Here is a 12,859-nt window from a genome sequence, read left to right on the forward strand (position 1 = left end):
GCGCGTTGCCGCGTCAGGATTGTATTGCTCACAAATCTTTCACCCACTCCCCTGGCGGGGAGTGGGAATAAAAGCTCTTTTAACTTTTATTATTCGACAGAAACGTTTTCGAAGTGGTGCTTGCCTAATGGATCAACCACATAGCCTTTAACTTCTTTACGCACAGGCTCGTAAACGGTGGAGTGAGCGATGATCAGCGCCGGAGCCTGGTCATGCATCACTACCTGAGCCTGTTTGTACAGTTCGATACGCTTGTTGTGGTCTTCCGCAGCACGCGCCGGTTGGATCAAATCTTCAAACGGCTTGTAGCACCAGCGAGAGTAGTTAGAACCGTCTTTTGCCGCGTCGCAGCTGAACAGGGTCGCGAAGAAGTTATCCGGGTCCCCATTGTCGCCAGTCCAGCCCATCATGACGGCCTGGTGCTCGCCGGCTTTGGCGCGCTTCAGATACTCGCCCCACTCGTAGGTCACGATCTTGGCCTGAACGCCGATTTTCGCCCAGTCAGCCTGGATCATCTCTGCCATACGGCGTGCGTTCGGGTTGTACGGACGCTGTACCGGCATCGCCCATAGCTCAACGGTAAAGCCTTCCTGACCAGATTCTTTCAGCAGCGCTTTGGCTTTCTCAACGTCGTAGGTGTAATCCTTAACGTCGTCGTTGTAGCCCCACATGGTCGGCGGGATCAGGTTTTTAGCCGCAACGCCTGCGCCCTGGTAAACCGCTTTGATGATCGCTTCTTTGTTCACCGCGTAAGTCAGCGCCTGACGCACTTTCACGTCATCAAACGGTTTCTTCTCGGTGTTGAAGGACAGGTAGCCCACGTTCAGGCCGGCCTGCTCCATCAGATTAATGTTTTTGTCCTGCTTCATGCGCGCGATGTCTGCCGGATTCGGGTACGGCATCACCTGGCATTCGTTTTTTTGCAGTTTGGCGTAACGCACGGAAGCGTCCGGGGTAATGGAGAACACCAGGCGGTCGATCTGCGGTTTGGTGCCCCAGTAACCTTCAAACGCTTTGTACAGAATACGGGAGTCTTTCTGGTACTGCTGCAACTGGAAAGGACCGGTGCCGATTGGGTTCAGGTCGACTTTCTCCGGCGTACCGGCTTTCAGCATGTTGTCAGCGTACTCTTTAGAGAGGATCGACGCGAAGTCCATCGCCAGGTCAGCCAGGAACGGCGCTTCCGGGCGAGTCAGCACGAACTGAACGGTTTTGTCGTCGACTTTTTTCACTTCAGAAATCAGCGCCGGGAGGCCCATGCCTTCGAAGTATTCATAGCTGCCGCCAGACACTTTATGGTACGGGTTCTGCTCGTTTTTCTGACGATCGAAAGAGAACACTACGTCGTCGGCGTTAAAGTCGCGCGTCGGTTTGAATTCTTTGCTGTCCTGCCACTTCACGCCTTCACGCAGGTGGAACGTGTAGGTTTTGCCGTCTTCGCTGACTTCCCACTTCTCAGCCAGGCCTGGGATCACTTCAGTGGTGCCGGTTTTGAACTCAACCAGACGGTTGTAGATTGGCACGGAGCTGGCGTCATAGGTGGTGCCAGACGTGAATAGCTGCGGGTTGAAACCTTCCGGGGATCCTTCTGAACAATAAACCAGGGTTTTCGCTTGTACACTTGCTGCGACAGTCATCGCCACCAGGCTAAGACCAAATTTCAGCATCCCTGACTTCTTCAAGGAAATACTCATTATTCTGCTCCAATGTGATTTGTGTTGTGTTTACTCGCCCTGGTCCGTTTTACTCATCTTCGGGGACGCGTACCCACCGGGAGAAACTCCGGGTGTGGCTGCGTTACCGTAGCTGTAAACCGAAATACGTTGAGTAATTACCGTCAGACCTTTTTTTGTTTTTTACCGGTCTTAACGGAATCTGCCCGAAGGGCAATGTGAGGATGGGGAATCCTTTCATTTGAATGTCTGAGTTGCAGTACAGATCGTCCATAAAGTGCCCCTCACGCCCTACAATCTGTCAACAGAATGTGAAAACGTCAATACAGGGCTCGGTTATTTACAACCGGGGTGAGAAACGGCAGACAAAGATTAAAAAAACTTCGCACCGCTATTTCCAGCACGGAAAATTATGCTACCGGCAACCTGGCAGAATAATCGTCTTGCTTATCTGCTCAGACCAGCCATATCCATTTGTTGACGATATTTGAAATTTCTTGAGCAATGGCGAAGATATGAACGCTAAATGCCGAAAAGTTTGCGCCTTTCAGCAAAAAATCCTGACGCTATCCATAAGTAGAGCGGAAAACCCACACCGCCTTTCATAATAAAATTCAATGAAAAATGTCACAAAATGGTGACGATGCGGTAAAAACGTTGCTAATTATCATTAACGAATTAAGTTCCAGTTTCTGCTGCTTAATTCTGATAGCCTGATAGCCCCTTACGGCGTTATCAAGAGGAAGGTTTATGCACATTACGGCCCAGGCTCTTCATGTGGTGATTACCACGGCGCGCTGCGGAAGTTTTGCGGCAGCGGCGGAAGAATTACATAAGGTTCCGACGGCCCTGAGTTATACCGTGCATAAACTGGAAAGCAGTTTGGGCGTGCGTTTATTTGAGCGTGATGGAAAACAACTGCGCCTGACGGAGGCCGGTCGGTTTTTTATTAAAAAGGGCGAACTGATCCTGGCGGAACTGGATGAATTAAGTTTTTCCACCCAGCGTATTTCCGCAGGCGTGGAAACACGGCTGAGCCTGTCGCTAAATAACATCATCAGCCTGAAGCCGATTTATGAATTATTGCGCGAGAGTGAGCGCCATTTTCCCCAAACCGAAATTCATATTTCCATTGATGTGCATGACGGTGTCTGGGACGCGTTACTGGATAAACGTGCGGATATCGCCATTGGCGCGCCGAATTTAAAAGCCGGTAATGAAATTCGCTGTGAAGATATCGGCACCGCGGAATGGGTATTCGCCATTAGCCCGGATCATCCGCTGGCCGCTTATCAGCGCCCGCTGCGCGCTGAAGATTTACGCCCGTGGCCGGCGGTCTGTATACGTGATACCTCGGTGCGGCTGGAGCCGAAAGTCGCCTGGCTGCTGCGCGGCCAAAAAGCGCTGGTGGCCCCGGATTACCACAGCAAGATCGCCATGCATCTGGCGGGGCTGGGGATTGGTTTTCTGCCGTATCACATCTGCAAGCCCTGGCTGGATGACGGGCGCTTAGTCTGCATGACCATCGAAGAAGCCAAACAACCGACGCCGCTCTATCTCGCCTGGTCGTCGGAACATTCGCGCCCGTGTTTTTCCTGGTGGATGGAACAGCTACGCAAGCCGGAAATCCAGCAGCAGTTTCTACAGCCGCTGGCCTGACAACGCGCGCAGGGTAAAGAACAGGCCGGTCAACATATCGTGCCCGGACGAATGGCCGTATTCCGCCACGCGCAATAACCGGTGATTCAGCGATAGGTTGGTCGGCGTGGTTAGCGCCAGCAGTTGCTCGCCGAAATGCCCACGGCAGCCGTAGTACAGCATTGCCCGGCTGATCGTGGTGGTGCGATCCAACAGAGCGGTTATTGCCGCCGCCAGGTCATCAACCCGGCGATGACGGGTCGCTTTCAGCACAAACAACATGCCCAGCAAAAAATCATCCCCGGATGGCGTCAGGCCCGCACCCGCGCCGATCAGCGTTTTTAGCGCGTCGCCCGGCGTTTGCGCGTCATCATCCAGCCACGCCGCCAACTGCCGCACCGCCTGCATCATCCGTTCATTGCTGCTGTGCAGAATATTCCAGATGCCGTACTCCGGCGCGATGACGGGCAAAAATACCCGCAGTTGCGGCAGTAAGTTTTCCGGGAAAACCGCATCGTGCGGTACGCAGGTGGACTGGCAGGGAATGTTCGTTAGCGTTAAACGACAGCCCGCAGCGGCAAACGTACCGTCCGTCTGCCGCCTCAGCGTCTCGCCAGCCGAAAACCGCGGGCGCCAATCTGCGCACGCCATCCGCACCGAGCCGGGGGCCAGCGGGGTATCCTGCGTTAACAGCGTTAATAAATGATTGTCCGGCGTGGTGAGATTGCAGGCATGATGAAACACCGAGTGCACCACCAGCGCCCCGCCGTTCAGTTGCTGCGGCACGCTGTCGCACATCACAATGGCCGTTAAATCGTTCAGTTTTCCGTTCACGTTTCCCCGCCTTTTTTATCGCGATCACAAATTCGCGCTTTGCTTTTTCCACGTTTGACGTAATGGTCTATGGGCGATGTTTTCGCCAGGCCAGAGGCCGCAAGGCCTGAGGCATTGTGCCTGCAATAAATCCTCACTGCCCTCAGTTTTTTTGAGGGTGAAGCAGAAATCCTTTTTGGGCGCGCGCCATGACGCTTTCCTACACTGACCAAAGAACATACACCAGCAAGGAGCAGGTATGAAAACCCTTGATGCACAACCTTTTGCGTATTCGTTCGACCCGGCGACCACTGCGCTTATCGTTATCGATATGCAACGCGATTTCGTCGAGCCCCACGGCTTTGGTGAAGCGCTGGGCAACGACGTTTCCCTGCTGCGCCGGGCGATTGAGCCCTGTCGCCGCCTGCTTGAAGCGGCTCGCCACGCCGGATTATTTGTGGTGCACACCCGCGAAGGGCACCGCCCGGATCTCAGCAACTGCCCAACCGCAAAACTCACGCGCGGCGGCAAAACCTTTATCGGCCAACAGGGCAGCATGGGACGCATTCTGATCCAGGGCGAACCCGGCCACGACATTATTCCCGAACTCTATCCTCAGGCAGGCGAGCCGATTATTGATAAGCCCGGCAAAGGGGCATTCTTCGCCACCGATCTTCACCTCATTCTTCAGGCCCGTGGCATTACGTCGCTGATTATTTGTGGCGTCACCACGGAAGTCTGTGTTCAAACCACCGCCAGGGAAGCCAATGACCGGGGCTATGAAGTGCTCATCCCCGAAGATTGCTGCGCGTCGTATTTCCCGGAATTTCACCGGGCCGCCCTTGAGATGATCAAAGCCCAGGGCGCGATTGTTGGCTGGGTGAGCGACGCCGACGCCGTTATCGACGCCCTGCGTTAATCCCCCGCTAAGGCTGTTTTTCTGCGCCGCGCGCTGCGGTGCAGGCACCCTATTATCTCAGGAAATGATAATGAAACTGCATTGCAAGAGTTACCCCAACCTGTACAAAGACTCGGTTTCTTTGATGCAGATCTCCGCCAAACTTAACGCCTTTGAAGGCGTAAGCCAGGCGTCGGTAGCGATGGCGACCGACGCTAACATCGAGCGGATGCGCGACGCCGGGATGAACATTGAGATGGATGCCCGGCCAAACGATCTACTGATCGCCCTGATGGCGGACGACGAAACCGGCGCGGCGGCGCTGGAAATGGCCGACGCGCTGTTACGCCCGGATAACAGCCGCGACGGCCAGCAGAGCCTTGAACAGCGCGAGCCCACCAGCATCAGCATGGGCGTGGAAGACCAGCCGGATGCCACGCTGGCGCTGATCTCCGTGCCGGGCCGTTACGCGGGCGGCGAAGCGATGAAAGCCTTGCAGAACGGCCTGAACGTGATGTTGTTCAGCGACAACGTACCGGAAGACGAAGAGCGCGCCATTAAAGAATACGCCGCCGAACAGGGCCTACTGGTGATGGGCCCGGACTGCGGCACCGCTATCGTTAACCACCTGCCCCTCGGCTTCGCGAACGTCATCCGACCTGGCGCTATTGGCCTGGTGGCGGCCTCGGGCACCGGGCTTCAGGAAGTAAGCTGCGCCATCCACCACCTGGGCGAAGGCGTTTCCCAGGCGCTGGGCACCGGCGGGCGCGATCTGCATGACGAGATCGGCGGTCTGAGCATGATCCAGGCGATCCGCATGCTGGCCGACGATCCCGATACTCAACTGATTACCCTGATTTCTAAACCTCCCGCACCTGCGGTCGCCGGGACGGTGCTGCGTCTCGCCGCAGGCTGCGGCAAGCCGGTGGTGGTGCATTTCCTCGGCGCAGACAGCCAGGAGATCGCCCGTTATGGCATAACGGTAGCCAACAGCCTGCAACACGCCGCCGCCGTCTCCGTAGCGGTACTGCGCGGGCAAACGCCGCCTGCGCCGGAAGATCTGACGCCACAGCAGAGCGATCGGCTGCGCATTGAAGCCGGGAAAATGGCCGCCGGGCAGCGCGATATTCGCGGCGTGTTCGCCGGGGGAACCTTCTGCTACGAGGCCCAACTGGCGCTGATTGCCACCGGTTTAACCTGCGAGTCTAACTCGCCGGTAAAAGGCGCAACGCCGCTTCACGACAGCCATCGCGGCCAGGGCCATAGCTTTGTGGACATGGGCGACGATGAATTCACCCAGGGCCGCCCGCATCCGATGATCGACCCGACCCTGCGCGATGAGCGTTTAAAACGCGAGGCCGCCAGCCCGGAAACCGCCGTACTGCTGTTTGACGTAGTGCTCGGCTACGGCGCCAGCGCCGATCCGTGTGCCGGGCTGCTGCCGCTGTTACGCGAAGCGCAACAGAACGCCCAACAGCAGGGCCGCCACTTGCTGATTATCGCCCACGTTTGCGGCACCGAACGCGACCCGCAGTCGCGCCAGCAGCAGATCACCGCGCTCACCGACGCAGGTGTGCTCGTCGCAGACAGCAACGTACAGGCCGCACAGATGGCGGCGTTTGTCGCTCAATTACGGAAATAGATTATGACTACGCTTTTTGAAAAACCGCTCAACGTGATCAGCCTGGGGCTGAGCAGTTTTGCCGACAATTTACGCGAAGCGGGCGGCGAGGTGTTGCACCTGAACTGGAAACCGGTCGCCGATGGCGATGCGCAGGCCAACTGGCAACTCGCCGCGCTGCTTAACGATCCGCGCATTAACGCCGCCAACGAACAGGCTATCGCCCGCTATCTGGAGGCGCAGCCGGAACTGGTGGGCGTCAGTACCGCCAGCGCGGCGATCCCGGCGCTTAACGGGCAAAAACGCATCCTTCACTCCGGCCCGCCTATCGCCTGGCAGGCGATGTGCGGCCCGGTGCAGGGCGCTATCGCCGGTGCGATTGTTTACGAAGGCTGGGCCAGCAATGTCGACCAGGCGATGGCAATGGCGGCGCGCGGCGATATCGCGCTGGAGCCTTGCCATCACTACGGCGCGGTTGGCCCGATGGCGGGGATTATCAGCCCGTCGATGCCGGTTTGGGTGGTGGAAAACCGCACCCACGGCAACCGCACCTTCTGTAACTTCAACGAAGGGCTGGGCAAAGTTTTACGCTTCGGCGCGAACGGCGAAGAGGTGTTAACCCGCCTGCGCTGGATGGGTGATGTGTTAGCCCCGGCGCTTGCTAAAGCGCTGGAAAGCACCGGCAGCATTGAACTGAAGCCGATGATTGCCCAGGCGCTGCATATGGGCGACGAGTGCCATAACCGTAACGCCGCCGCCAGCGGTCTGTTCTTCAAGCGCATGGCCCCGACGCTGGCGCGCATTGAAAACGGCCCGGAGGCGCTGGAATTTATCGCTGCCAACGATCACTTCTTCCTGAACCTGTCGATGGCGGCCTGTAAAGCGATGCTCGACGCCGCGCGCAATGTGCCGTTCAGCTCGATGGTCACGGTAATGGCGCGTAACGGCGTTAACTTTGGCATTCAGCTTTCCGGCACCGGCAGCCGCTGGTTCCAGGCCCCGGCCAACCCGGTGGATGGCCTTTTCTTCCCCGGCTTTAGCGTGGAAGACGCGGCGGCGGATCTCGGTGATTCAGCCATCACGGAAACCGCGGGCATCGGCGGCTTCGCGATGGCGGCCTCTCCGGCGATTGTTAAATTCGTCGGCGGTACGCCGGTGGACGCCACCCGCCACAGCATGACCATGCAGGAAATCACCCTGACGCAAAACCCGGCCTTTACTCTGCCCGCGCTTAACTTCGCCGGTTCCGGTAGCGGCATCGACGCGCGTCGGGTCATCGACCGCAATATCCTGCCCGTCATTAATACCGGGATTGCCCATAAGCGTGCAGGCGTGGGCCAGATCGGTGCAGGCATCACTACCGCGCCGCTGCCGTGCTTTATTGAAGCCCTCGCCGCGCTGGCGGAAACGCTGGAGGGGAAACCATGAGCCAGAAAAAAATCGCCGTTGTAGCAGTGGGTGGTAACGCGCTGATCCGCAGCCGCGAGGCCGTGTCGCTGGACGCGCAGTACCAGGCAGTCAAAGAAACCGCCCATCACGTGGTAGCGCTGATCGACGCGGGCTGGCGTGTGGTGCTGACCCACGGCAACGGTCCCCAGGTGGGGTTCATCCTGCGGCGCAGCGAAATCGCCCGTGACGATGTGCCGGTGGTGCCGCTGGAATACGCGGTGGGCGACACCCAGGGCGCAATTGGCTTTATGTTCCAGAACGCGCTGTACAACGAATTGCAACGGCGCGGCATCAGCGACACGCCGGTGAGCGCGCTGGTCACCCAGACGCTGATCGACCCCAACGACCCGGCGTTTAACGCGCCGGACAAACCCATCGGCGCGCATATGGATCGCGACGTGGCGGAAAAACTGGCCGCCAGCCAGGGCTGGAAAATCGCCGAAGATGCCGGGCGCGGCTGGCGGCGCGTGGTGGCCTCGCCGAAGCCGCTGCAAATCATTGAAAGCCCGGTGATCCGCCGTCTGCTGGAGGAAAACGTGCTGGTGGTGGCCTGCGGCGGCGGCGGCATTCCGGTTTACCGCAACGAAGACGGCACGCTCAGCGCCGCACAGGCGGTGATCGATAAAGACCGCGCCTCCGCGCTGCTGGCACAGGAATTGAATGCCGACATGCTGCTCATTCCTACCGGGGTGGAGCAGGTGGCGATTAATTTCGGCACGCCAGAACAGCGCTGGCTCGACACGCTGACCTGCCAACAGGCGCAGGCGCTGCTGGATTCCGGCGAATTCGGCGCAGGCAGTATGGCTCCGAAAGTCGAGGCGATTGTTAGCTGGCTACGTCACGCCCCGGGTAAAACCGGGATTATTACCAGCCCGGAAGCCATGGGCGACGCCGTCGCAGGCCGCAAAGGCACACGCATTACCGATTGATAAAGTACTTTTTTCCGACACCAGGGAACCCATTTCTACACACTTAAGGAACAGTAATGATGAACGGCAACATTCTTCTGGCAGTAAACGGCACGCTGATGCGGGGACTCAAGCTCAACCCCAATATGCTGGCGGTCGGTGCCGAATTTGTCAGCAGCGCCAACACCGCGCCGTGTTACCGCTGCTGGACGATCAATGACGATCACCCCGGTATGCTGCGCACGCCAGGCGAAGGCGCACGCATCGCGCTGGAGCTGTGGGCGGTGCCGCCCGCCGGGCTGGGTCAAATCCTGCAAAACGAACCTGCCGGATTGTGCATCGGCAAAGTGGCGCTGGACGACGGGCGCGAGGTGCTGGGGGTGTTAGCAGAGCCCTGGCTGGTTGAAGGTCAAAAGGAAATTACCGAACTGGGAGGCTGGCGCGCGTACACCGGCCAGCTCCTGGACGAATAACAGATAAGGAGAGCATCATGGGTTCTCAGTCTTCTGCTTTTCGCCCCAAACTTTGGGTGCCGGGCGATCTCAACGCTTTTTTCGGGCTATTCACTAACGTGCTGTTAAATGTGCTGGTCCTGAGCGGGCTGGCGCTGTACGTGGCGCAAATCCCGGCGGAAACGGTGTTTGGCCGTATTCTGCCTGCGCTGGGGATCGCTCTGCCTCTCGGCAACCTGTTTTACGCCTGGCTCGCCTGGAAACTGGCGAAGCGCGAAGGGCGAAACGATGTGACCGCGCTGCCTTACGGCCCGAGCGTACCGCATATGTTTATTGTGGTGTTCGTGGTGATGCTGCCGACGCTGCTGATCCACAAAGACTGGATGCTGGCCTGGAAGCTGGGGCTAATCTGGGCCATGATCGTCGGCGTGATTGTGCTGGCCGGGGTGATTGTCGGGCCAACCATCCGTAAATACACACCGCGCGCCGCCATGCTGGGCACGCTGGCCGGGATTGCGATTGCGTTTATCGCCATGCGACCAGCGTATCAGATGTTCGATACCGCGTGGATTGGCGTGGTCTGCTTCGCCATCATCCTGCTGAACTGGGTCGGTAATGTCCGTCTGCCGTTTGGTTTACCGGGCGGCCTGGCGGTAGTGCTGGTAGGCTGTCTGCTGGGCTGGGGCGCAACCCTGCTGGGCTTTAGCGACATTATGAACCCGGCGGCAGTGGGCGAAGCGGCACAACGCTTCTCGTTGCATCTGCCGTCGATTTCCGGGGATGTGTTCTCGGTGCCGATGGAGCTGGTGTGGCCGCTGCTGGTTACCGCCATCCCGTTAGGTATTTTCAACTTCACCGAAATCCTCAATAACGTCGAATCCGCGGCCGTAGGCGGCGACAACTACAACCTGCGCGCGGTACTGGCGGCAGACGGCGTGGGCGCTATTGTCGGCGCGCTGCTGGGCTCGCCGTTCCCGCCGGCGGTGTATATCGGCCATCCGGGCTGGAAAGCCATGGGCGGGCGCATCGGTTACTCCCTCGGCACCGGTATCTGTATGGCGCTGGTGTGCTTCCTCGGATTAACCGCCCTGCTGCTATCGATTATCCCGCTGGTCGCCATTGTGCCAATCCTGCTGTTTATCGGGCTGGTAATTGGCGCGCAGGCGTTCCAGGTGTCACCGAAACGCCATGCTCCGGCGATTGTGCTGGCGCTGGTGCCGAACATCGCCGAATGGGCGAAAACCCAGGTGGACGGCGCGCTGTCTGCGGCGGGCGCCAATCCCGTGCAGTTACCGGCAGACATCGCCGCCAGTATGGCGAACAACGGCGTGCTGTATCACGGCATGGCGACCACCGGCGGCGGCGCGGTGCTGGCAGGGCTGATGCTCGGCGCGATCGCGGCGTTTATTATCGACCGGCGCTTTAACTGGGCGGCAGTCTATTCCGCAGCGGCCACCATCCTGTCGTTCTTCGGGTTTATCCACGGGCACCAGATGGCGTTTAACGCCTCGCCGACCGTGACGTTTGGCTATGGCGTCGCCACGTTGATCTTTATCGTGATGGCCCTGCAACAGAGTAAAGCCGACGGCAAAACCGACTGGTCGCCGATTGATAACGGCGATGAGCCAATGCACTGATTACCGTGCCGTAAAAGGTAAAAAGCCCAACCCTCACGTTGGGCTTTTTGTCATTTAACTCCGCAAAATTTCTTAAGTATGGGTAAGCTGTAGAGGAAGACGTTTTCAACGGGAGCTGTGATTTGTCTTTTCGCCAGAACATAAGCAGAACGCTTGCGCTTGATACTTCGCTTGGCAGGACGCTGACGGTTTTTATCGCCTGTTTGCTGATCGGCACCCTTGCCGCCAATATTTTATCGTTATACCTCTCCTGGGAACGAACCGTACAGGAGGCGGAAAGCGAGGCGATTAACCTGTCGATTTCTCAGGCCAGGCAGGCCGAAGATACCTTTCTGCAAACCGATCTGGCACTCCAACAGATCCGGCGCGCCGTGGGCAATGACGCGCCAAATGAACGGTATAACTACCTGCTGTCCGATTTAAAGGACCGGCTTCCTCAACTGCATGGCCTGTTTGTGTTTGACGCCCAGGGCAACTGGAAAAGCACCTCGTTTAACTATGCGCCACCGGAAGTGAACAACTCGGACCGCGAGTATTTTACTTATCACCAACAGAACCGGCAGGCGGGCACTCATATCGGTCATGTGATCCGCAGCCGCACCACCGGTGACTGGATCATCCCCGTTTCCATGCGCATTAACGATCCGGATGGGGCGTTTGCCGGGGTGATTCTGGCAACCATCAAGCTGGATTACTTTAAAAAGTTTTATGCTTATTTCGAAATGGGCAATAAGGATCTGCTGGCGTTACTGCTGCTGGACGGCACCGCGCTGTATGTCCGCCCGTTTACCGAAACGGTGATCAACCGGAACCTCTCTTATAGCCCGCTATTTAAACGGGAGCTGGTGCGCGTGGACCAGGGGAGCGCCACCTGGCTGTCGGCGCTGGACGGGATAGTGCGGGTCTATGGTTTCGCCCGTATCGAAAACTACCCGCTGGTGGTGGTCGCGGGTTTTGACCGCTCTGCACTGCGTCGCCACTGGATTGAAGCCAACCTCACCGACTGGCTGATTAACGTGTTGCTGCTTGCCGGGCTGCTGGTGATGGGGCGCGTGGTGTTCAGGCAGGTGCGGATAAACAGCGACGATCAGCTTGAAATGTCTCACCTGAGGGATGATCTGGTGAAGATTAACCAGACCCTCCAGACTATGGCGATGGTTGATGGCCTCACCGGCCTGGCTAACCGCCGGAAATTTGATGCGGCACTGCTCCAGGCGCTGGCAGATTCAGCGATTACTGGTAAACCCGTTTCGCTGATCCTGCTCGATATTGACTACTTTAAACGTTACAACGACGCCTGCGGCCACGTGGCTGGCGACGCCTGTCTACGTATTGCCGGAAACGTGCTGGAAACGGCAGCGCTGCGTACCGATGATCTGGTGGCGCGCTACGGCGGCGAGGAGTTCGCCATTATCCTGCCGAATACGGCGGCGGAAGATGCGCTTAAAGTAGCCTGGCGGGCGGTGCGTCGGGTGAGTGATAAAAAAATCCCGCATCCGGCGACCGATAATGAGGAGCACATCGTGACCATCAGCGCAGGCTGCTATTCGGTTATTGGCACCGGCTCTGAACAGGATGTGGCGGCGCTGATCCGCGGCGCGGACCGCGCGCTGTATCAGTCGAAGGAACAGGGGCGGAACCGGGCGACGTGTGCGTCAGGTGAAGAGGAATAACGTTGGCCCCCGGAGGTTCAAATCCTCACTGGCCCCGGAAAACAAAAAACCCAACCTTGCGGTTGGGTTTTTCTAAATTTGGTCGGTGATAGAGGAT

At 58.1% G+C, this 12,859-nt stretch carries 10 protein-coding genes; 8 read left to right on the forward strand and 2 right to left on the reverse strand.

The features are described 5' to 3' along the window. Positions 1-89: 89 nt before the first annotated feature. Complete coding sequence (dppA, locus tag RT120_RS13105; protein WP_312983101.1) at positions 90-1,694, reverse strand: dipeptide ABC transporter periplasmic-binding protein DppA; 1,605 nt, start codon at positions 1,692-1,694, stop codon at positions 90-92. 729 nt (positions 1,695-2,423) lie between these two features. On the opposite strand from dppA, the gene RT120_RS13110 reads away from it, so the two are divergent. Beyond that, on the forward strand, positions 2,424-3,332 hold the full coding sequence (locus RT120_RS13110; RefSeq protein WP_312983104.1) for a LysR substrate-binding domain-containing protein: 909 nt from the start codon (positions 2,424-2,426) through the stop codon (positions 3,330-3,332). Here the strand turns inward: RT120_RS13110 and RT120_RS13115 are convergent. Continuing rightward, positions 3,315-4,145, reverse strand: a complete 831-nt coding sequence (locus RT120_RS13115) for a DUF2877 domain-containing protein (RefSeq protein WP_312983105.1) — start codon at positions 4,143-4,145, stop codon at positions 3,315-3,317. The genes RT120_RS13110 and RT120_RS13115 overlap by 18 nt on opposite strands. 238 nt (positions 4,146-4,383) lie before the next feature. Between RT120_RS13115 and RT120_RS13120 the strand changes: the two genes are divergently transcribed. From RT120_RS13120 to RT120_RS13150, 7 genes are all read left to right on the forward strand, one after another. Then, a complete protein-coding gene (locus RT120_RS13120; RefSeq protein ID WP_114683916.1) occupies positions 4,384-5,043 on the forward strand; it encodes a cysteine hydrolase family protein in 660 nt (219 codons plus the stop codon). A gap of 70 nt (positions 5,044-5,113) precedes the next feature. Further along, positions 5,114-6,664 carry an acyl-CoA synthetase FdrA gene (gene fdrA / locus RT120_RS13125; RefSeq protein ID WP_312983120.1) on the forward strand — a complete coding sequence of 517 codons (1,551 nt, stop codon included), beginning with the start codon at positions 5,114-5,116 and terminating at the stop codon, positions 6,662-6,664. 3 nt (positions 6,665-6,667) lie between these two features. After that, positions 6,668-8,071, forward strand: a complete 1,404-nt coding sequence (locus RT120_RS13130) for a DUF1116 domain-containing protein (RefSeq protein WP_312983122.1) — start codon at positions 6,668-6,670, stop codon at positions 8,069-8,071. Then, positions 8,068-9,021: a carbamate kinase gene (locus RT120_RS13135; protein ID WP_312983124.1), complete on the forward strand. Its 954-nt coding sequence runs from the start codon at positions 8,068-8,070 to the stop codon at positions 9,019-9,021. Before RT120_RS13130 ends, RT120_RS13135 begins: the two co-directional genes overlap by 4 nt. 56 nt (positions 9,022-9,077) lie before the next feature. After that, complete coding sequence (locus RT120_RS13140; protein ID WP_312983127.1) at positions 9,078-9,473, forward strand: glutamyl-tRNA amidotransferase; 396 nt, start codon at positions 9,078-9,080, stop codon at positions 9,471-9,473. A 17-nt stretch (positions 9,474-9,490) separates the two neighbouring features. Further along, complete coding sequence (locus tag RT120_RS13145) at positions 9,491-11,089, forward strand: regulator (protein ID WP_312983130.1); 1,599 nt, start codon at positions 9,491-9,493, stop codon at positions 11,087-11,089. 122 nt (positions 11,090-11,211) lie between these two features. Then, positions 11,212-12,762, forward strand: coding sequence for a sensor domain-containing diguanylate cyclase (locus RT120_RS13150; RefSeq protein ID WP_312983132.1), 1,551 nt, complete (start codon positions 11,212-11,214; stop codon positions 12,760-12,762). Positions 12,763-12,859 lie beyond the last annotated feature (97 nt).

It is taken from the genome of Atlantibacter sp. (assembly GCF_032062175.1).
GTDB lineage: Bacteria > Pseudomonadota > Gammaproteobacteria > Enterobacterales > Enterobacteriaceae > Atlantibacter.

Bases quoted from the DNA above. Each gene is read 5' to 3' on its own strand.
- dppA (WP_312983101.1), bottom strand. From the start codon at position 1,694: ATGAGTATTTCCTTGAAGAAGTCAGGGATGCTGAAATTTGGTCTTAGC.
- RT120_RS13120 (WP_114683916.1), top strand. From the start codon at position 4,384: ATGAAAACCCTTGATGCACAACCTTTTGCGTATTCGTTCGACCCGGCG.
- RT120_RS13110 (WP_312983104.1), top strand. From the start codon at position 2,424: ATGCACATTACGGCCCAGGCTCTTCATGTGGTGATTACCACGGCGCGC.
- RT120_RS13135 (WP_312983124.1), top strand. From the start codon at position 8,068: ATGAGCCAGAAAAAAATCGCCGTTGTAGCAGTGGGTGGTAACGCGCTG.
- RT120_RS13140 (WP_312983127.1), top strand. From the start codon at position 9,078: ATGATGAACGGCAACATTCTTCTGGCAGTAAACGGCACGCTGATGCGG.
- RT120_RS13145 (WP_312983130.1), top strand. From the start codon at position 9,491: ATGGGTTCTCAGTCTTCTGCTTTTCGCCCCAAACTTTGGGTGCCGGGC.
- RT120_RS13130 (WP_312983122.1), top strand. From the start codon at position 6,668: ATGACTACGCTTTTTGAAAAACCGCTCAACGTGATCAGCCTGGGGCTG.
- fdrA (WP_312983120.1), top strand. From the start codon at position 5,114: ATGAAACTGCATTGCAAGAGTTACCCCAACCTGTACAAAGACTCGGTT.